This window comes from Candidatus Uabimicrobium helgolandensis, assembly GCF_041508025.1.
GTDB classification, from domain to species: domain Bacteria; phylum Planctomycetota; class Uabimicrobiia; order Uabimicrobiales; family Uabimicrobiaceae; genus Uabimicrobium; species Uabimicrobium helgolandensis.
The window spans coordinates 942,232-964,069 of record NZ_CP165719.1; the positions used below are offsets into that span (position 1 = coordinate 942,232).

Annotated in this window: 12 protein-coding genes; 6 read left to right on the top strand and 6 right to left on the bottom strand. The window is 35.0% G+C overall.

Translation table 11 applies throughout. The features are described from left to right. Window positions 1-10 precede the first annotated feature (10 nt). The 3 genes from UABHE_RS03510 to UABHE_RS03520 form a co-directional block, all read right to left on the bottom strand. Complete coding sequence (locus UABHE_RS03510) at window positions 11-841, bottom strand: NAD-dependent deacetylase (RefSeq protein WP_372368839.1); 831 nt, start codon at window positions 839-841, stop codon at window positions 11-13. A 22-nt stretch (window positions 842-863) separates the two neighbouring features. Next, window positions 864-1,754: a DMT family transporter gene (locus UABHE_RS03515; RefSeq protein WP_372368840.1), complete on the bottom strand. Its 891-nt coding sequence runs from the start codon at window positions 1,752-1,754 to the stop codon at window positions 864-866. A gap of 117 nt (window positions 1,755-1,871) precedes the next feature. Then, complete coding sequence (locus UABHE_RS03520; RefSeq protein ID WP_372368841.1) at window positions 1,872-5,318, bottom strand: hypothetical protein; 3,447 nt, start codon at window positions 5,316-5,318, stop codon at window positions 1,872-1,874. Window positions 5,319-5,604: 286 nt separating this feature from the next. Here UABHE_RS03520 and UABHE_RS03525 point away from each other — a divergent pair, with 286 nt between their 5' ends. Then, the gene (locus tag UABHE_RS03525; protein WP_372368842.1) at window positions 5,605-6,132 is read left to right on the top strand and encodes a hypothetical protein; all 528 of its coding nucleotides are present in this window, start codon (window positions 5,605-5,607) and stop codon (window positions 6,130-6,132) included. Between the two features lie 134 nt (window positions 6,133-6,266). Here the strand turns inward: UABHE_RS03525 and UABHE_RS03530 are convergent, their stop codons facing one another. Next, the gene (locus UABHE_RS03530; RefSeq protein WP_372371560.1) at window positions 6,267-6,560 is read right to left on the bottom strand and encodes a pentapeptide repeat-containing protein; all 294 of its coding nucleotides are present in this window, start codon (window positions 6,558-6,560) and stop codon (window positions 6,267-6,269) included. A gap of 19 nt (window positions 6,561-6,579) precedes the next feature. Here UABHE_RS03530 and UABHE_RS03535 point away from each other — a divergent pair, with 19 nt between their 5' ends. From UABHE_RS03535 to UABHE_RS03550, 4 genes are read left to right on the top strand one after another with little or no spacing between them, the layout of a single operon-like run. Further along, entirely contained in the window at window positions 6,580-6,996 is a 417-nt protein-coding gene (locus tag UABHE_RS03535; protein WP_372371561.1) for an ankyrin repeat domain-containing protein, read from the top strand. A 3-nt stretch (window positions 6,997-6,999) separates the two neighbouring features. Next, on the top strand, window positions 7,000-9,771 hold the full coding sequence (locus UABHE_RS03540; RefSeq protein ID WP_372368844.1) for a protein kinase: 2,772 nt from the start codon (window positions 7,000-7,002) through the stop codon (window positions 9,769-9,771). A 13-nt stretch (window positions 9,772-9,784) separates the two neighbouring features. Beyond that, window positions 9,785-10,912: a hypothetical protein gene (locus tag UABHE_RS03545; protein ID WP_372368845.1), complete on the top strand. Its 1,128-nt coding sequence runs from the start codon at window positions 9,785-9,787 to the stop codon at window positions 10,910-10,912. Further along, window positions 10,912-11,418, top strand: coding sequence for a hypothetical protein (locus UABHE_RS03550; protein ID WP_372368847.1), 507 nt, complete (start codon window positions 10,912-10,914; stop codon window positions 11,416-11,418). The genes UABHE_RS03545 and UABHE_RS03550 overlap by 1 nt, the downstream gene beginning before the upstream one ends. Window positions 11,419-11,863: 445 nt before the next feature. Here the strand turns inward: UABHE_RS03550 and UABHE_RS03555 are convergent, their stop codons facing one another. Next, on the bottom strand, window positions 11,864-12,832 hold the full coding sequence (locus UABHE_RS03555; RefSeq protein WP_372368848.1) for an ABC transporter substrate-binding protein: 969 nt from the start codon (window positions 12,830-12,832) through the stop codon (window positions 11,864-11,866). A gap of 9 nt (window positions 12,833-12,841) precedes the next feature. Continuing rightward, window positions 12,842-13,222, bottom strand: coding sequence for a hypothetical protein (locus tag UABHE_RS03560; RefSeq protein WP_372368849.1), 381 nt, complete (start codon window positions 13,220-13,222; stop codon window positions 12,842-12,844). Between the two features lie 246 nt (window positions 13,223-13,468). Here UABHE_RS03560 and UABHE_RS03565 point away from each other — a divergent pair, with 246 nt between their 5' ends. Beyond that, window positions 13,469-21,778, top strand: a complete 8,310-nt coding sequence (locus UABHE_RS03565; RefSeq protein ID WP_372368850.1) for a HEAT repeat domain-containing protein — start codon at window positions 13,469-13,471, stop codon at window positions 21,776-21,778. The last annotated feature ends 60 nt before the right edge of the window (window positions 21,779-21,838 follow it).

The window sequence follows — 21,838 nt, forward strand, 5'->3', positions numbered from 1 at the left end:
TTTTCCTTTACTATGTATTTTTTAAGGCCGCTTCTATGCCAGAGAGTGCTTCTAAGGCACCACAATTAATTGCAATATGCGGAGTAGAGATTTGTGGTTCTCGGGGATTAATACGAATAACAGTAACGTTTGTATCTCTATTTCCTCTTCGTTCGCTATCGTGGCGAATAGAAGGAATGGCGGTTCCTGCGCCAATTTCAAGGACAACGGTATTTTTTCTTGATTGATATTGTTCAAAATCATCGAGTCGATGTTGTTGTTTGTCTGATCGATCAGAAATCCATTCCCAATCACCAAACATGAGTATGTTGGGTCTAGAAACTTTTTTGCAGTGTATACATTTTGGAATTTGTTTGCTACGCATTGTTTTAAAATCGATATCAAAAGTCTCATTATTTTTCCAAATAGCGCGACGACAAGAGCTTAAACATTGTAAATGATGGATTGACCCATGAATTTCATAAATTCGATCTTCAGCAAAGCCAGCTTTTTGAAATTGCCCATCGACGTTTGAAGTAATAATAAAATACGACAAATTATATTCGCTAATGAATTTTTGCATTAAATGAAAACCTTGATGGGGAATTGTGTCTCGATATAGTTGAGTACGATGACCATAAAACCCCCAAGCAAAATGCGGATCTTTTTTGAAATGTTGAGGATTTGCTGCATCTATGAAATTGATTCCAAGATGTTTATACATCGGATAGCTGTTCCAAAACCCCTTATCCCCTCGATAATCAGGTAGACCTGAATCAACACCAATGCCTGCACCAGCATTGATATACATAATGTCACTATTTTTGATTATCTGTGCACATTTTTGATATATTTGTTTCATACCAGGGTCCTTTCTTACGCTATTAATGATTAGCAATGACAATGCCAGGAACAATTAACAGTGCGCTAAAAAAATGTATGCTACCAATGCTCTCTTGCAAAAAAATATATGCCAAAAAACCACTGAATAGAGGTAATGTGTAGTAAATCATTCCTGCTTTTGATGGCCCAATAGTAGCGATTGCTTTGTTCCAAAATATAAAAGCCAATAGAGAAGCAAAAATACCAACATAAAAAATAGAAGATATGATTTTGATATCAAATTCGACAGCTGAGGTTGTTGCATATTCCCAAATAAAAAACGGTAATAGAAAAATGAGCCCCAAAATAAATGTGCTAAGTTGAAGAGTTGAAATGCTTATTTGTGGAGGTTTACACTTTAATAAAACGCTATAAGCTGCGAAAATAATAGCGGCTATAAGCATCCACATATCACCGATTGTAAAAGATATGTGGCGTATGTGTGAAATATCACCTGCGGTTAGTAGTAATAATACACCTATTATAACTAAGAGAATGCCAATTAATTTACTTTTAGTTATCGATTCGCCCATAAAGATACGAGTTATAATAATAATGAATATCGGAAAAGTAATGGAAATTAATGATAAATTCATTGCGGTTGTGGTTTGTCCAGCTAGATAAATTAAGGTGTTAAATGTAGTAATTCCCAGTAACGATGTAATCGATAAGTAAATGATATTGGATTGAAGTGCATTTCTTTGTTCATAAAAAGATTTCCATGCAAAAGGGAAAAACACAACAACAGCAACTATCCACCTATAGAAAGCGAGACTAATTGGTGGAATGTTTTCACTAAGACCACGTGCAATAATAAAGTTACCTGACCATAGAATTGTGGCGCTGATGGCAAAGAAGTAACCTATTTGCGTATTTTGTAGCTTGTTAGTCAATTTGAAATTCTTTCTGTTTATTTGTATGATTAATTACTCGAAAGTTTTTAATTGGTAAGACCTATTTTTAAACAGGCCTAATTGTCCTACTCTCCGATTTTTATCTTTACTTATATCCTATTTTAAAAAACGTTGGTATTGTTCAACCAACTGTTTTTTACTGGCATATGAAAATTCCGTTGTTTGAGTATCAACCGCAAATAAACTATCTGCGAATGAAAGAGGGCATTGGGGGGCTGTACTTGGAGAAATGCCGAGTATGCCTGCAATACTATTGTAGGTTAATTTTAAAGTACGTTCATAACCAACGTTTGTTAAGGATGTTGACTTTGTTAGAGGTACTCGAAATAACTTTTCGATGGAGAATATGGCTACTTTCGGTATAGCAAAGGTATATTTTTGTCCTTTTTCGATTGTGCCAATTGCTTGATTTGTCAGAAGTAAAATACCAAGGCTATTTGGAGCATTTACAATAGATGAGTATTCTTTCTTGATTTGTTGTGCAGTGGCTTTTGCGTTCCAACGATCATGATAATTCTTTTTTAAATCGCGGATCATTTTTTGACCTTTGGCGGTTTTTTGTAGTAAATTTTGCAGAAGTTCTAAATCTCCTGATGAATCTTGCTCTAAGTTATAAACAGCACGATACGCTTCGACTTTGTTTTTACCAACGATACGATAAAGTTGTTGTAAACTTTGTTGTATTTTTTTGCGTTGTTCAGGTATAAAAAGATGCTTATTAAAAGCATAAGATTTCGGTATCATTTTTACTTGTATTTTAAATTTTTGTTGGATATCAAGTCGCAATTTATTTAATAAATGCTCTGGCAATTTTCCTGCGACAAGTATGTATAATATTTGTGAATTGGCTTGTGGAATAGTGATTTGTTTTGGAGTCATTGTTGCTATTTTTTGTTGGGCATGTTGTTGCCATTTATTGTTGTTTATTACCAAAGCTTCTATATGCGCGTATGCTGCATCTTGATTATTGCTTTCTAGCAAAAATGAAGCATACTGTTCTTGTAAATCCCAGTTGCGTGGATTTTTGCGTAGAGCTTGTTCTAGCCAATATGCGTATTTTTTTTGATTACCATGTAGTTTGTATTTTTGGGCTAAAGCTGTAAATAAATGTGTTTTGTCTATTTTTTGGAAAGGTGTGCTGCTAAGTAGCGATTGTAATTGTCCAAGTTGTTGTAGTTTTATATATTGTTCTGCGGCTATATTAAATTGCTTAGCGAGCATGGCATATTCCCAATACCAAATACGACGTATACGATCGCGCGTATATACCTTTAGGTATGGCACAAATACTTGTTGTATGTCTCTCCATACTTCTTTTTGAGTGTAGTAATAGTCGTCTGGTAACAGCTCGCGATGGGCATCAAGTATAATAAATCGTAGAGGAGAATATGGAGCAGCTTGTTTTAAGATGGTCCTTGCGAAACGCAACATAGTTTCTTTGTTTCCGTACCAACGAGGTGTCAGATAGTGAAACTTTTGAGAATACGCTTCTCTAGGAGCACTGTAGGTTGTTGCTTTTTGAAACCACAGATCTAAATTATTTTGCGGTTCTTTAAGCGCGGTGATTATTTTTATCATGTATGTTGGGGCTTGCCATCTATAAATATTTGTCTTATATGCTGCTTGTAAAAAATTTTTCGCTTTGAGCATTTTTTCGCGAAATAGATTTTTACCGTTTGCCTGTGGTAAAATTTTCCACGCGTGATTTATATAATAATTGGCGGCAATAGTATTGTACCAATAGAGATCTTGTATAGTTCCTTGGCAATACAAAAGCACAAGACGTTGTACTTCCCATTCGTCTTCTTGGGTAAGTATTTGCATGATATTCTTATAGATTTGTGGGTTTTGAGTATCTTGCTTTAGCAAATATAGGTATATGTTTAAGGCTTTTATATTCTGTTTTTCTTTGAGATAAAAATTTGCAAGTACTTCGTTTAAGTAGGTATGAAGATTGTTTTTTTGGCGTACACGAAGTAGATGCCAAATGGGAGCAAGGTGATCAGGAGAATAACTATATGCATAGTGCGCTGCAATAAAAGGCGATTGCTGATTTTTTTGGGCTAATTTTTTCCACGAATAAAGTTCTGTTGTGAACCGCGAGGCAAAATAAACTGGATATATGTCTGCTATTTTTTCTATGTCGTTGTCTGAAATTTTTTGATTGGTCTTTTGAGGCGGTGTAGTTTTTGTATATTCGTGTATTTTGCTTGCAACCCACTGCGGAATTTCACTCATATTGTGAAAAAACTTTTGTTGTTGTCGTGGAGGAAATTCACCGCGAAAAGAAATACTCAAATTATAACCACTAGCTTTTCTGGTGAGTTTTCCAGTTAAGGTATTCTTAATAGAATATTGCTGTTGTGCGTTTTGAATAGTTTGTGTTTTTAACAGTTGATTGTCTAGTAGCCAATTGTGTTCATAAAAAAAGTTTTCAATATTTTTGAAAGGTAGGTTCATTGTTTTTTTCGGTGTATATGTGGCATAAAACATCGACATAATTGACAATAGACTTCCTCGTTGTGTTGTCTTGTTGTTGGTTGTAAATGGTAAAATTAAAACTCCTGGAGGCATTTTCTTTGATACTGAGTGTAGATTATTTCTTACATACTTAGACATATCTCCACTAAATGCCCTTTGATTATTTGCAAGTAAACGATATATATGAATTATTTTATTACCGAGGCCAATAAAATAATTCCAATTGTTACTATGAGCAGTATTGTAGAAAAAAGCTTCACTGAGTATTGTCTGAATTTTTTTTTCTTTTATACTATATATATAAGCGTTACCACCACTATAGACTAAAATCTTGCGCGCGCTTTTGGCGAAAGATATTTGGCGAATTGGTTTTGAGAGTGTAAATGTGGTCGCTAATTTGGTATTTCTCCAAACTTTTACTTGACGATTTGTAGTCGCTGTTGCAATATAATCTTTATATACATCTATACTTACAATATTTTTTCCTGCCGAAAATTCTTTGGTTAAGGTTCCGTCTACTTGGTATAGATATACTGAACCTTTTTGATCAGCAACAACAATTTGGTTATCATCTCTAATTTTTAGGTGTTTGATTTTTTGTTTAAGTTTTGCAATTAAAGAATACTTTTTGGTTTTTAGGTCTATGGTAAATATTTGTCTGTTACTGTCAACGGCAATTAAAAAATTATTACTAACAGCAAGTTTAGTCACTGGTGAATTATGAATAAAAGAATATAATTGTTGGCCAGTTTCGTAATTCCACAATCGAATGGTTCCGTCTTCGCTACTACTTACCAATTGTTTTTTTTGCGTAAAATGTAATCCTGTTATTTTTTGCTGATGCCTTGCAATAGTTGTTTTCTTTATACCATACTTCAAGGACCAAAGTTGAATTATTCCATCCCAGTCTCCGGAAGCTAAAATTTTAGAATCGTTGCTAACAGAACATTCTTCAATAATATTATTGTGTCCAGTAAGTTTGTATTCTAAAGAAGCAAAGTATTTTGCGTTTTGACTGTAGATACATAGGAGTAAAAAATAAAATAACCATAGATGTTTCAACTTATATCTCCTCTAGTAATGTGAGAACTTACGCTTGTGCGTGTTCTAAAATTGTTTCGTTCTTTCCCGTTCCTGACAATGAGAACAAGTGAGGCGTGTTTACGAGTAAATGAAATTACTTTGATTTTCATTTCTCAAACAATAAAACGTATATATGAATATACTCTAACTTAATTAATGACACATAATAATTTTACTGTTAAAATATCTTATGAACAAGAATATTCAGATCATGTTATGAAATTGCGCTTTGCAGAAATTTATAATGTGCTTTTGTAAGGAAAAAATGATGCAAAAAATGAGTCCCTGGACAAAAAAAATAGTTTTATTGATGGTGGCGAGCTTTATCTTTGGTGGATGTAAAGTTGCTGGCGAGTTGGCTGGTAGTTTGGGAGGAAATCTAACCAATTTTGGAGACTCTCAAGGAGTAGGATCATCCCTTACTAGCGGGGGAGGGAGTGATGATTTTGGTATAGAAGATGATTTCTCTGATACAGACACAAGCGAGCAGTACGTGGCTCTTAATAAAAATTTTAATAAAGTTGAAGCCCTTGAAAATTCGCAAAGTAAAATACCCTCTAGTGTTGCATATTCGTATTTTCAGATTTTAAAATCTTTTCGCGGAAATATCCAAAGCGGAAATGTCAATAACCGTGATGAGACAGGTAAAACCCCTTTAGTTGCAGCTATTGAAAAAAATGACGCGGCTATGGTACAGTTTTTAGTTGACCAAGGAGCGAATGTAGATGAGCAAGCAATTGCTGCGGCGCAAAAAACATCAAATTCATTCATTTTACAAGCATTAAGAAAATAAGGGATAGACATGAGATTAGTTATTTTATTGCTGTTAATTTTTGTAGGATGTGAAAGTACATCGCCAAACAGTACTGTCGACTCTCCTCAAACGACAAGTGACGAGAAGTCCAATTCTAAAGAATTTCAAAACACTCAGTCATCGCAAGTAGCTGTAGAAAGTTCAGGTAGTAGTTCTGTAGAAAATTTAGGTAGTTCTGTAGAAAAAGAATTTTCTACGACTTCAGAAACAAGCCAAGTGTTAAGTGAAACAACGCAGCCAGTAAAAACGCAGCCAGTAAAAACGCAGCCAGTAAAAACGCAGCCAGCAAAAACGCAGCCAGTAAAAACGCAGCCAGCAAAAACGCAGCCAGTAAAAACACAACCAGTAAAAACACAACCAAGTGTTAAAAATAATAGTGCGCAAATAGCAAAAGAGGCTGATACTATACGTAAAAATTCTCGTAGTTTGACAAGCGGTTTTCATCCGACAGTTGTAATTCAAAACTTTCATTTTAAAGAACATCTTGGATTTTTAGTACGTTCCAATGCCCGCGATGACCGCGATTATAATATGTTGATGCTTGCTTGCGAGTTCGGTTATTTGTATATAGTACAAGATATTTTGCAACAAAATGCTCAAAGTTCTTTTATCAACCACCAATCTTCCGATGGTGGTAAAACCGCTTTAATGATTGCTGCTGACCTTGGTTATGTTGATATAGTACAATTGTTAATGATCAATGCAGCAAATGCTCAGTTGACAAGAGACAATGGTAAAAGTGCTGTAGATTTTGCACAATATCGCTATCAAAATTCAACAGGTCAAGAAAAAGAAAAATATAAACGTATATTAAATAGTCTTCAAGGTACACAAGGATATTAATTCATGACTGGTGGTATAGAAAAAAAATATAGCGAAGTGCTTAGTGCAGCATCTAGGTATGAGTGGCAAGAAGCATACAATGCTCTTAGTGAAATATCGCAACAATCGCCGGAAAACCCATCTATTGTTATGGCAAGAAAGTGTCTTGTTAATTTACAGGAGCAACAATATGAGCTTGCCGGTTCTATACTTGAGAATGCTTTGTTAGAGGATCAAAATAATCCTCTGCTTCTGGAATTACACACAATATACCAAAAACTCATTGATGAAACGAGTAAAGTAAATACCGACAAAAAAAGCCTAGCTAAAAAAGATGGTATGGTGGTGTATCAATCTAATAGTGATATGACAATTAGTGAGTGTGCAAATGTTTCTGAAGATGCGACGATTAGCGAAGTAGGTGATAAAACAAATGTTGGCGGTATTTCAACAACAGCAGATACAAATAAATACTTAAAAAGCGAAACTTTACCTAGTGAAAATACACCTACTCCAGGTGTGCCTAGCGAAGCCACTTTAGTTGATTCAAATATCGAAAACCCTTGGGACTTAGAGAGTAGTGCTGCTACTATGGTAATGTCTGAGGGAGAAAAACCTGACAATTCTTTTATTGATGCTTCGACAATTACCAAAGCGCATAAGATCGGTCCATATCACGATTTAGTTGAGATCGGGCGCGGAGGAATGGGAATTGTTTATAAAGCTTTTGATACAGAAAATAACCGCTATGTAGCTTTGAAAACTATTCGCGAAGAGGATGTGCCAGAAGAAATTAGAAAACGTTTTACGCGAGAAATGGACATTGTTTCTAAGTTAGATCATCCTAATATCATTCGCATATTTGATAAGTTTTTTTACAACAATCGTATGTTTTTCTCTATGGAATTTATCGAAGGCAAAACTTTGAAAGAGCTTCAAGAGCAAGGGCGCCCCTTTCCATTAGAAGAAACAATTGAAATTGTAGTTAAGATATGCGATGCGCTTGAACATGCCCACGCAAAAAGTATTATTCACCGAGATTTAAAACCTTCTAATATCATGCTTGACATTAATAATCATGTTAAGGTTGTCGATTTTGGCATAGCTAAAAAAATGGATGAGGAAAAATATACGCGTACAGGACAAGTCGTTGGTAGTATTCAGTATATGCCTCCTGAGCAAATGAATGGTAGTGTTCATGATATTGATGAACGCAGCGATGTTTATACCATTGGCACTATTCTCTATGAACTTGTTATGAAAGTTCCACCATTTCCTTTACCTAAAATAAAAGATGAGATGCCAAAAAGGCTCAAGGCTATATGCCTAAAATGTTTGCATGAGTCTAAGGAAGGTCGTTATCAAAATGTTACTCAGCTTAAAAATGATTTACAGCAATTTTCCAAATCATTTCAAGAAACAAAAGCAGAAAGAACTTATGCTTTTGTTAAGCGCATTGCTGTTTTTCTAACCATTGTTGCTTTGTCTACTTATAGTTGGTTTTTATATGGTGATGGTGATAAATTACGCGAAAAAATTACCCAAAACAATGCTGAAATTTCTCATTTGCAAGATGAACTGTCTCTTCGTAAATTAGAAATCAAAAAGCTTAGCGGTGACATACTTTTTCGCGATGGTAAGTTCTTAAAAGCTATTGATCTTTATAATGATGTTCTTGAAAAAACTTCACAAGCTACGGCTATAATTATAGCAAAAGGACTATGTTATTCTGCGCTGGGTGATTATGAGAAAGCGATTGAGCTTTTTTCAAAGGCGATAGAAAAACAGCGCGAAGATCCAGAGCTTTATTATCATCGCGGGTTTGCTTATCATCAACTTCGTGATTACCCACGAGCTATTCCTGATTACAAAAAAACATTGTTATTTAAAAATGAACATCTGAAAGCTCTTTGGGAACTTTCTAAGATATACCATCGTAAACAAAATTGGAAAGAATTACACTCATACTTGCAACAAATTATCGACTTGCATGATAAAAAAAGTATAAATACTTCTCAAGCAAAAGCATACTTATTGATGTCGGATATGTACCTACAAAAAAATGACCGGGTGAGAGCAATTCGTCATTTACTTTTTGCATATTTTATAGACCAAGAAATTTCTTTTAGTGAGCAGCAAAAAATAGCATTTGACCTTGCAATGAATAACGATCCTTTTTTTACTCGTTGTTTGCAACTCTTTGAACAAGTGTATCCTAAGGTGGCGCTCATGTGGTTAAAGGAACATGCTAGTTATACTAAGCCTGTGTTATATAGTGCTGCAGGTTTTCTCCACGAAAATAACAAAGAATATGGTGAAGCAAAAATACTATACGAAAAAGGAATGGAGTATTCCAATGCCCATGCTGTATCACGATTATCACATTTGTACAATAAAGGCTGGGGAGTGGATCAAGATCCTAAAAAAAGCGTTGATTTATTGAAAAACGCTATCGAAAAAAACTTATACAATGGTGATGTTTTTTTTAGTTTAGCGCATGCTTACAACAAAGGATATGGTGTTATTCAAAATACAGCGAAGAGTCGCGAGCTTTACCAAAAAGCAGCAACAAGTAGTAATTATAATGCAATGTATGAGTTAGGTATTCTTTCATATAAACGTAGAAAATATAAAGAAGCTTACACTTGGATTCAAAAAGCAGTTGAACATCATAGTACAAAAGGAATGCATGGCTTAGCAAAGTTTTATCGCCGAGGAACATACGTAATGAAAAATGACAAAAAAGCGGAAGAGCTAATTTCACAGGCAAAAGCAATAGAAGACTACTACAAGTAAAGGATTAATGAACATGGGATTGCAAGAACGCAAAGCAATAGAAAATTTTCAACAAAATGAATATAAAAAGCTTAAGAAATCGCTAGATGAAACCGCCGGTTTTTCTCTTACAATAGATATTGACTGGGATAGTATTGCCAAGGAAGGTTATCCTGAAAATTATGCAAACGATTTTTCTAAGCTATATTTTCTTCCGCTTTTGGAAGCTTTAAAAGCTATTTGTTGCGATGAGTTAGGTAAAAAAGCATTACAAAACAATTTAGAAAATATTATTGTTTGCAATCATTCGGAAACTTATGGTAGATCAGCTATTTCTTTTACAAATAGAGTTCTGAAAATAGACCACCGTTTAACAAATGTTGATTATGTTGAAGAGCGAACGGAGGCAATTAAGGAGGTGCTCGGAAATGCACTTACTGGAGATAAAGAGCCTCCTAAAATTCGCGATTTAGTGCAAAAAATGCCCGCGCGGCCTATTCGCGATATTTTATGTGAATTGCAATATTTAAAAAATCGTTTGCAAAATCAAAGTGATGGCAATGTAGTTAGTGTTACGTTCACTTTTAGTCATGGTGGATGTGTTACTGGTAAAGTAATAGAAATTAAAACAGATAGCAAACCTGGTTTAGTGTTACTTGCTGTAGAGAGTAATTACCAGAGACATGATTTGATTTATTTTAGTACTGATAGTATTCAAATGATACGCATTCATAATGTTGATGAATTTTTGCCTTCGTTCTCTAGTGGAAAAGTAGATCCTTTACATATGAAACCATCTCCAGGAAAATTGACGATTGAGCGCAATTTGCTTACAGTTAGTGATTCCTTACAAGAAGCTTTGGGGAAGAAATTAACTTTCTCTATCGATTGGGAAAGCTTTAACACAGATAGTTTTTTACAAATGGGATCGATTAGTGAACTTCTCGAAAATTTTGAAGCGAGTGTAAAGAGTAAGACTGACGATAAAGATTTTATAACGGAATTTAATAAGAAATTCGGTTCCGTTCACATAAGTGGAACTTCGGAAAAGGCAATTTCGTATGAAGATAATTGCTTGCAAATAAAATATCCTGGCGAAGGTAAAAAATACGAGAGATTATCACAACAAGATATTATTGATGGCATAAACGCAGTTCTGTGATGAATAATATTGTTATTGCGTCAAGAGTAGAAGCGCAAAAGCTTTTAGAGCAAAACCCGTTCTTTTATAATGCGATTTCAATATCAAGTCCTCTTGATCCGATATCAAATTTGAAAAAAACTAAAGAAGTGTTGTATTTGCGTTTTGATGACATAGTCAAAGCATCTGATAACTTAAACAAGTTATCTATTAAACTGACACTACCTACGCGCAATGACTGTGAAAAATCCTTAGATTTTTTTCAAAGAAGTGGTGACTTTTTAATTCACTGTTTTCATGGAAAAAGTCGTTCAACAGCAGTTGCGTTAGGTTGTTTTTTAGACGCCTACAAAGATTATGAAGTCGCTGTAGATAAACTACTTCAAATAAGACCTTGGGCAACACCTAATGAGCTTATTGTTGAATTTATGTGTGAATTATTGGGTACAGATTTCGTAGAAGTGCTTGAATATTTTCATAAAAAGCGAAAGTATTATTTATTAGAGCATTACAAACGTAGAGATTGATGTTTTAAAACTGAACAACGAAATTTTGTGATTTGAACTAAGTGTGATGTAGGAGTTGTTTTGTACCGGTTTTATACCATCTCTATATACCTGCCCAAAAGAAAATCTATTCTGCAAGTTCTTGTATTATAAGATGTAGAGGTATAATTTATAAAGGTTTGCGATGCCCTGCTGGCTATGCCAGCTGTCCTCCCACGGGAAGGACCTACGTATGTTTCTTTGAATGTGAAGAAACGACATGTCAGTGCACAACTTTGAAAATATCTATATTAAGTGCTTCAAACGGAGGTTGCGTTTTTTCAGTACTTTTTGATATACGTAAACTCCCCCTTGGGGGAGTAATCGGCTTTAGCTGATGTGAGGGGCTCGCAAATCAGTAAAATTTCTACGTTTGAGTTTTGGTTAATGATGAATGTAACAGAGTACTAGCCATCGTTTTTATGAGTTAATCATCCAAATACTCATTACTAAACACTTCGTTTATTTTCACGGTTTTTTTATCTAGCATTTTGGCTTCGTGCATTTGTTGTAGTAATGTTTCCCACCGTTTTTCTTCCATAATTCCCAATGTCTCATGTTTTTCTAGTTTATCGAAAACAAGAGGACGAAGAGATTCTACTCCGTATTTTAGTATATCTAGACTCATCTCTTTGTTGATTGAATGAATGTATTCGTTGGTTTTTTGCGGAGACTCTAAGTATTTCAGCCATCCCTTACGGCTTGCTATTGCTATTTTTTTTACAATTTTGCTATGTTTTTTGGCGTAATCTTGCGAAGTAACTAACACACTTGTGTATGGATTGAAGTCAAGAGCGTCGGCGACTAAGATATTTTTTATTTCTACACCTTTGTTTTTTGCAACAAACGGTTCGCTAAATATGTAAGCTTGTTGTGCACTATTTTTGTTTAAGAGAAAGTGAGTTATATTACCTGTATAAGGTACTATGGTCACTCCTTTTAGCGGCAGCTTATATTTGACATAATGTGAAAAAGATGCAGAGGCCGACATTATTAAGGTCATATTGCTAATTTCTTCGAGAGTTGTGATGGAGGTGCTTTTGTGGAACATTATACAGCGCGGGCTTTTACGAATAGGTGCCATGACAGCTGTTATTTTTGCTTCTTGCGAGTGCGCAAGAAGCACACGATCGGCATTTGACACACCGAATTGTTTACCTCCGCGAGCAATTTGTTGTAGAACAGGCATTCCAGGACCACCAGGAATGATTTTTACATCTAGACCTTGTTCTTTGTAATACCCAAGAATTAGTGCTGTGTAAAATCCACCATGTTCTGCTTCAGGAAACCAGTTAAGTTGAAGGTAAATAGTATTGGCTTTTTTTTGTGATTGTTGTTTTTCACAGCTACATAAAGCTATGAAAAACAACAATATTAGAAATGTAATTTTATTCATATTATCGCACTAGTTATATTGTTCTTCAACAATACGTTTTCTTTCCTCGAATAGTTCTTCTATTTTTGTGGTAATCTCTTCGTAGTTTATTTTTATTTGACGTAATTGATCTCCGTATGAATCATCGACGCTCGGAGGGTTTGGGCCTAAAGGATTTCCTGCACTGTAGTTTTCATTACGAGTACTTTCCAAAGCTTCATAGCGTTTTTTCAAATTGGAATGCGCTTTCGCGGCATCTTCTATAGCATTTTGTAAGTTGACTATTTTTTTTCGCTCTTCTTTTAACGCTGTTTCTTGTCGTGAGATGCGTTCGTATTTTTCTTCGCTAGAACTACACCCTACAAAAAAGAAAATGAGCGTGCATATAAAAACAGTTTTTAAGTTATGCATATTGTTATACCTTTCTGAATTACAGTTTAGTTTAAACTCGCTAAAATATATTATATGTTGCTTATTTCTTCAATACAAATAATTTCAATTTGTATTTCAGAATCACACTAGAAATTTTCGTTGACGCTAAAGTTTAATTTTGCTACACTCCGTAGCTTCAAGAGGTCTGAAAACCTCGTTATACATTGATATACCCTACTCAAAGTTTATTTTCTAGGACATATATAGAAAGGCAGTGGCTTCTTTATGAAGTTCAACCCAAAAAACATTGTGCTTTTAATTGCGATGTTCTTGTTAGTCTTCAACGTCGCCATAAACGCACAAAATGACGATAATCAGGTTGATGATCAAACGAATGAAGAACAACCTAAAAACGACGAAAAAAACCCACCACAAGATGGTGAAAAATCTGAAGATGAAGGTGACGAATCTGAAGATGACGTTGAAAAGTCTGAAGATGATAGTGAAAAACAACCCAGTAATGAGTTGGAAAAACTAGCTTCAGATGATGGAAAAATAGTAGCAGCAACACTAGATCAGTTAAGCGCTGATCTTTCTAAATCACTTGATACTCTAATAAGTGGGTTAAATCATAGCAATGTAAAGGTTCGCGAACATTGTGTAGATTTGCTTCTCACGGCTACAGACCACAAAGATAAAGTAATTGAAATTTTTGTGAGCGCTCTAAAAAGCGAAGACGATGTAAACGTCATGAAAAAAATGATGGGTGCCTTAATTACCTGGGAAGCTCTTGTTGCAGAAGCTGAATTTCTTAAGCTTTTAAATCATGAAATTCCTGCTGTGCGTATGGAAGCTATTAATGGGCTTGTGACTCTCAAAAAAGAGAAAGCTCTTGATACTTTATTTGCAGCACTACAAACGGAAAATTATCCCGACGTTAAAGCAACTATTTACGAAAAAATTAGCAAACAAGGCAGTGATGAGCAACTAGCAAAACTTTTACTTCAGGCAGAAAAATTAGATTTTTCCCAAGAAAAAGACAAAGTGCTAAACGAAATAATTGCCTGCGCAGCAAAATACCAGAAACAAATTGGTACAGATATTTTAGTCCGCATTGCGCAAAACTCCCAAAGTAGTTCGGTGCGTTTGCAAGCTCTAAAAAAAGTTTTACCACTTGTCAACCGCGATAACATTGGTATCCTCGTTTCTTTCTTGTGGGACGAAGATTTAGATGTTCGTCAGACAGCGTTTGATAAACTATCAGAGGCAACTGGTCAAACTTTTGGATACAATTCACAAGCTGATTTGGCTTCGCGTGTACCAAGCATTGGTGAGTGGCAAAAGTGGAAAAATATAGATGAACTTGTATACTGGTTAAATTCAGAAGAAACAGAAGATGCCGAAGATGCATACAATAAAATACTAGAGTATGGTATATCTAGCAGTTCAGTATTAATTAAAAGTTATGATAAAGCTAGCGATGCTGGTAAAGAAAGAATTATCAGACTTCTTGGTAACTATCCAACCCCAGAAGCTCTAAAAGTAGTTGCAAAAGGTTTAAATAGTAACAATACAGAAATCAAGAAAGCTAGTATTGCAAATACTTTTAAAGCTTGGAAAAAGTTGCAAGATTCTCAAGTTCTTGTTCCATTGCAAAAATTATTTGATGCTTCAGCAGAAAAAGATTTATCTCTTGCATTTAAACTTGCAGATGCTAAACACAAGAGTGCTGTTGATTTTGTACAGAAAACACTCAAAGATGCTTCCTCTGTAGAAAAAGCAATTCACTACACCACACCAGATTTTTATGAGGCATTAGCTAGTCACGTAGCGCAAAAAAATGCTATCTCAAAAAAGATTGTGGAGTATCTACTACAAGAAGATAATTCGCAAGCTTCGAGCGCGCTTGTTGGTCATTTTTCTGCTCTCGAAGTTGCAGATAAAATAACTCTTCTTTATCAAGTACAATCTCAAAAATTTACCGACTTAGTTGCTGCTTTTTCAGCGGAAAAAAGCAATGAAGTACTTATTGCTTTTTGTGATAAGCTACCGAAAAATCACTTAGCTAGCTATGTTGATGGTTTAGTTAAAAAATATTCCGAAGTGACGGACGAAAATACTAAAAAATCTTTACTTAACACGGTTGCTAAAGCAAACAACAATACTGTTAAAAGTTTTTTAGTGAAAACTTCGCAAGAAGAAAAAAATAATGAGTTACAGCTTTTAGCGCTAAATCAGTATTTGAATCTTCTGGGAGATAAAAAAGCTTCTTATGCTACAGAGCGTTTGGCAAAAGAAGAAAATGCAGCTGTTCGTGCAAAACTATACGAGGTAAACGGTGACTTTACAAAGCTAAAAGAAGCATTGTCAAAAGAAAAAGATGTTGCTGTTAAAAAAGCAATTCTTGGTTGTTTACACAGACTTAATGCAAGCGACAGTCAAAAACTATTATTAGATATTCTTTCGCAAGAAGGAAGCGCTGAGTTAAAAAAATTAGCATTATCTCTAATAGACGAAAAAGGTGAAAAAGTATCAGAAAAGCTTGTGAATGCCTATTCTAAAGCTAAAGATGCTTCTGTTGAAAATGCAATATTGAAAAAATTAAGTGTTGTTGAACAAGCAAAGGCTGCTGAACTTGCTCAGAAGCGTTTAGCTAAAGGAGTGGATGTAGAAGCATTTTCTATTTTAGTTAAAACAAACGCCGAAGAAGCGAAAAAGCAATTTCCAGCACTTTTGGAAAAAAGCACTACTGAGCAAAAAATTGCAATCGTTAATGCTAGTTCTGCTGTTATGGGAAAAGAACACGTAGCGATTTTATTACCTTTTATTATAAATGACGAGTCCCAAGAGTTATTCAATGCAGCGAAAAGTGCTCTTGATAAAATTATGGGTTCGGAAATCAAAGCAGAAGAGTTATCTGCTTGGAATGAAAATTACCAAAGAGTTGTAAAAAACTTGAATACAGCACTAACCTCAGACAAAAAAGAGGATGTCGCTGCAGCAAAGAAAGCTCTTGCAAATCATAAAGAAATTACGACCAAAGAAATTGTAGAAAGTCATTCTGCAAATTTAAAAGCGGTTAAAATTCTTGGCGAATGGCAGACTCCTGAAACAGCTAGATTTTTTGAGGGCTTAACTGGTAATAATGATTCTGCTCTACGAAAAGCCTCATATAAATTCTTGGCAAATGATCCATCTTTTGCAAAAGATGCAACAACACTTTATCTACTTGAATTAAATCCAAGTGCTAAAACTGAATTATTGAAGATTTTACTGAAAGCATATCCAAATGCTTATCGTAGCGATTTGAAAAAACATATTCAGAATGTAGAAAACAAAGATGCTATTTCTACTCTTATAAAAGAGCATGCTGATAGCAAATTAGTTGCTGAGCTTTTTAAAGATGCGAACAAGAATCTTCAAGTAGCTTTATTGTCTATTATTGCAGAAAATACAAATGCCCACAATCTTCGTACATTGGCAGAGAAAATTGTTGATGGTAATGAAGAAGAAGCTAAACCTTTTCTTGCAGTGTTGAAAAACTACAGCGTTGTAGTTGAAAAGGCAAAATCTTCTCGCAAAGAATTTGTTGCTTGGTGGTTAGACTATAAAAAAGAGTTAACTGACCAAGAAAATATTTATACTGTTCTTGAGAAATTAGCTTCTAGCGATATTTTAGAGCAAAAAAATGCGCGTAAAGAACTTGAATCTTTGAAAATAAAAGATAGTGATCTTGAAAAATATCTAAGCGATAAAGAAGTTTCAAATGACGGTAAAAAAGGCTTGTTATCATTTTTATCTCAGTCGCCATCAGAAGAACAAATTAGTTTGTTCTCTCGATATCTTGAGGACGAAAATGAGTCATTGAAGCTTATTGCTGTAGACGCAATTACCAAAATTGGATACAGCAAAGCACCAAATGTAATTAGTAAATTAGCGAAAAGTGATAGTGCTAAAGTTCGTTTTGCAGCTATCCAAGCTATAGGAAAAAGTAGCAAAGAAGATGCAGCTGATGTTTTAAGAGCGAATCTAGGAGATGTTGATTTCAGAGTTCGTGAAGAAGCTTACTACTGGTTGCTTGAACGTCAAGAAGCTTTAAAAGAAACTTCTTTAGAAATGTTTGCCTCAAATCAGCCTCTAAATATTCAAAACATGGCAATAGACCATTTGAAATCATTAGGTGAAGACTCGATTATCCCGAAATTGATTACACACTTGAATAATCCTTTTGAAGAAATGCGTACAAGTGCTTACAGTGCTCTTGTGTCTCTTTCTGGAAAAGATTTCACTTTTGATGCAAAAGCTGATGAACGTCAAGAAGCGATTGACACTTGGAATTCTTGGTGGGTAGAACACAAAAAACAGCAAGAAATTTCAAAACTAGTTACAAGTTTAAGTGACCCACAAGCAAACATTAGCGAAGTAAAAAAACGCATTGTTAGTTTTGGTCCTGAAGCAGCAAAATTAGTTGAACAAGAGCTTCAATCTCCAATAGGAATTGTTCGTAGATATGCTGTTGAAATTTTTAGCGAAATGAAACGCCGCGATATGTCGATAGAAATTGCAAAATTGTTATCGGACTCTGATATCAATGTGCGAATTGCTGCTAAAAATGCTGTTGAGTCGTTGTCCGGAAATGAGATCAAAGATCTTTCTATTGATACCAAGAACGAAGGTGAATGGCAAAAATCAGTAGCGACAATTAACAAGTGGTGGTCAGAACAACAGCAAAAATTGCAAGAAAAACAACAAGGTGATTTACAAGCAACAAAGAAAAAAGTAGATGAGTTACTTGTTAGTCTTACTAATGAAAAAACTGATCGCGCTAAAGTGATTAAAGAAATTGTTGCTCTAGGATCTAGCGCTACTTCTTTTGTAGAAAAACAACTTGCAAATGATAATAACCAAATTGTTATTGGGGCTATTGAAACTTTAGCTCTTTCTGATGCAAAACAATCTGTTGAGCAAATTATTTTGCTACTACAAAAAGAAACAACTCGCAAGTCTGCAGAAGCGGCTCTAAAGAAATTAGTTGGTGACTTACCAATTGAATCTGTTGAATCTATTCAACGTGAGCAGCAAGTAAAAAATCTACAAGGTTGGTGGGAAGCTAAACGCGAGCAGTTGAAGGACAATATCTCTGATGTTATTGACAAAGTTACAGAAGAGTTAGAAGCAAATAGTGATATAGAAGCAGGAGCCAAGAAGCTTGTTGCTTTAAAAGATCACAGTGTTATAGAAGATTATCTTGCTGATAAACGTTTAGTTGTAAAACAAGCAATTATTACAGCTCTTATTGAGTTTGGAAGCAAAGATAGTGTTAAAGCATTGCAGCCATACCTTTCTGGAACAGATGAAAGTGAAAGAAAACTTGTTATTAGTGCTATTCGCGCAATCACAGGGGAAGCTTTTGCACCACAAGTTCCTAAAGATGAAAAGGAATGGGATCAAGTAAATGCAAAAGTTGAAGATTGGGTAAAGAACTGGAACATTCAAAAACAGGAATCTTTACGAAGTGTAGAAGCAGATCTTAAAAAATCTGTTGCTGATAACAAGGTAGCTGAGACAGTAAAAAAATTGCAAGAACTTGGCAAAGATGCTGCAAGTAGTGCAAAATCTCTTCTTTCATCGAAAGATAGTAAAGAGCAACTCGCTGTTTTAGATCTTATTATTGCTGTTTCATCGCAGGATAACATGTCGGAAGTTATTGCACTTGTTGGTGATGAGAATAAAGAAGTACGTACTAAAGCTACTTCAGCATTAGAAATTGTTAGCGGTGAAAAGCTTCCTCAGCTTCCTGATCAGGAACAAGTATGGGGAATACAAATCGCTAAATTGCAAAGTTTTTGGAAGCAAAAGCAACAAGAAAGTATTGATACTACAGCTCTTATGGGTACGCTCAAAGAAGTTGCTAGTGATATATCTGACGATGATGCTAAAAATGCTTTAAAGAAATACGGCAATAATGTTATTAGTGCTATTTCTCCTCTATTAGTTCATGAACAAGATCATGTTCGCTTAGGTGCAGTCAAAGCTTTAGCTCTTATTGGCGATTTTAATCAAGGTATCTCTGTTGCTACTACTTTATCTGATAGTCATTTAAAAGTACGCGAAGAAGGGTACAATCTACTAAGCCGCTGGGCAGAAAGTAAGCCACAAGTTGTCTTTTCTCCACAAGGAGAAGATAAATGGCAGACAAAAGTAGATGATTGGTTTGCAAAATGGCAAGAAAATGAGCAAAAAGCACAATCAGAGAGTCTTGGCAAGTCTTTAGATGCAGATGCTGCAAAAATTAAAGACCTAAGTAATCTTTGGACTCAGGAGCAAGTAGATCAGACGCGCAAAGTTGTTGAATACTTACAAAGTCCTATTAAACAAATCCGTGACAAAGCTGCAGATATTATTAATGACGGTCCTGCACAAGAAGCGGCAAAAGACGAAAGCGTTCAGTACAATGATGAAGCTGCTTCTAAAGAGGAAATTGATGATAATTATCGCGAGTATGCTGAGTGGTTAGATAAAGCAGAAAAAAATCTAAGTACTTTGCAAGAGGAAGTTCAAGAACTGTTAGATGATTTAGATAAGCAAAAAGAAGATCTAAGCGGAGCTATCAATTCTTTAGACGACTATGAAGATGTTCGTGATATCATTGGTGAAATGTCAGATAAAACTAATCCAAAAGTATTAAAGAAATATAGTGAGCTTTTGGAAAAATATGGTTGTGATATTTCTAAATTTGATCCTTATGCTGGTGAAGAACAACGTCTTGATCAACTATACGAAATTGAAAAATCGATATACCCTCTAAAGAGAGAATTAGAGAATCAAGCAGACACAAGTGAAGAAGTTCTTGAGCAAATAGAAGATAAGCTAGATGTGAAAGAAGCAAATACTTTGGAAAGTCTGTCAAAAATAGAATCTTTAGTTTTAGCATTAGGAAAAGATATTGATTACGATTTACGTAAAAATATTGCTGAAGCTTTAAAGCGAGCAACTGATGATTTACAAGGTTATAATGCTTCTGCGAGCAAAGAAGAGCGAAACACCGCACTTCAGTCGTGGAATGAATGGCTTGTTGAGCGTAAACAGTCTATCGAAGAACAACAAAAAAAGTTGGCTAAAAAGATTGAAGACGCTGCTAAAAGTTTAGAAGAGAAAAAACAAGTTACTACAATTGAAGAAATCGCTACTGCGCAACTTCTTGTTGATGCCTTGAGTGGTGCACAAAGTAAAATAGCTTTGGATGCATTAAAAGTTGCTAATGATGGTAAAGAAGCGAGCGACTGGAATCAGTGGTTAGTAGCGAAGAAAAAAGTTGTTGAAGATAACAAAAATCTGCAAAATGCTATTTCTTCTGTAAGTAATATGGCAAATGCTGCAGGGAATTCCACTGAAGCAGCAGCAATTAATTTTCTAGTACAAAACTTGAGTAATTCTAGTGAAGAAGTTCGCATCTCAGCATTTAAAGCTTTGGAAGCGTATAGCACAAAGTATGCTCAAAATCAAGTGCGTGAAGGTTTTGGTTATGATCCAAAAGCACCTGTTGATAAGCTAGAAAAACCAATTGCTGATTGGAAAAAGTGGTACTCCGAGAATGTAGAAGTTCTTCTTCACAGCGAAGAAGAAAAACTCCGTAGTGCTTTACAACTTGGTAAAACATTGCTCAACAATGATTTTGCAAATGCACGCGGTCTAAGCGCTGCAACCGAACTTGTTGACGGATTACGCAGTGATTCTTTAACGATTCGCGAAGCATCAATTGCAGCTCTACAGGGCTATACAAAAAACAATTATGGTTATGATGCGACTGCTCCTGAAAAACAAAGCAATGCTTTAAAACTTTGGGATTCGTGGTTAGCTTATAACAAAACAAATCTATTGGAAAAATTGTACAGTCGCTATTTAGAAACAAATCTTTCAAGTCGTCAAGCTCGTACACGTGCACTTGAAATGATCGCGATTTTGAAAGGCAAAAAACCGGCACCGGAATTAAGTAACATTGCTATTTCTTGGTTACGTCGCGAAACGAGTAAAGATCTCGTTTGGAGTGATAATATTGAAGAACGCACTAAAACACTTAATGAAATTGATGCTTGGTTTAAAAAACAAGAGCCTTTATATCGCATAGATAGTATTGCTAGTGGTTTAAAAGGTGGAGTAACTACAATTCTTGACTTGCAAAACGCAAAACTTTTGATCGATTATTTAGATTCTGCAGAAGAGAGCACTAGAGCAAAAGCTATTAGTGAACTCAATAAAGTGACCAACAATATTTTTGATTGGAATGCAAAAGCGGAAAAAGATAAACGTGATCTTGCGAAGAAAGATATTGATGCGTGGTTGGCAGAACAAGAAGTTGTTGTGCCTCTTAGAGATCAAGCTGCTGTTTTAAAGAGCAAAGAAGATGTAAATAGAGACAATATCAAAGGTTTGATAGAAGCTTTAAGCAATTCTTACAGTTCTGCACGAAAAATAGCTGCTGACGCTTTAAGTCCATACTTCCCTGAGAATGTGAACTATAAGTATGATTCTTCAGAAAAAGATAGAGAAAAAGCTTTAGAGGAAATTACCTCTTGGTACGAAGAGCTCGAATAATTATTTTGAGTTTATTATAAATAAGCGCAACTACTATTTTGTAGTTGCGCTTTTTTTTTG

Bases quoted from the DNA above. Each gene is read 5' to 3' on its own strand.
- UABHE_RS03510 (WP_372368839.1), bottom strand. From the start codon at position 841: ATGAAACAAATATATCAAAAATGTGCACAGATAATCAAAAATAGTGAC.
- UABHE_RS03525 (WP_372368842.1), top strand. From the start codon at position 5,605: ATGATGCAAAAAATGAGTCCCTGGACAAAAAAAATAGTTTTATTGATG.
- UABHE_RS03540 (WP_372368844.1), top strand. From the start codon at position 7,000: ATGACTGGTGGTATAGAAAAAAAATATAGCGAAGTGCTTAGTGCAGCA.
- UABHE_RS03545 (WP_372368845.1), top strand. From the start codon at position 9,785: ATGGGATTGCAAGAACGCAAAGCAATAGAAAATTTTCAACAAAATGAA.
- UABHE_RS03550 (WP_372368847.1), top strand. From the start codon at position 10,912: ATGAATAATATTGTTATTGCGTCAAGAGTAGAAGCGCAAAAGCTTTTA.
- UABHE_RS03555 (WP_372368848.1), bottom strand. From the start codon at position 12,832: ATGAATAAAATTACATTTCTAATATTGTTGTTTTTCATAGCTTTATGT.
- UABHE_RS03560 (WP_372368849.1), bottom strand. From the start codon at position 13,222: ATGCATAACTTAAAAACTGTTTTTATATGCACGCTCATTTTCTTTTTT.
- UABHE_RS03565 (WP_372368850.1), top strand. From the start codon at position 13,469: ATGAAGTTCAACCCAAAAAACATTGTGCTTTTAATTGCGATGTTCTTG.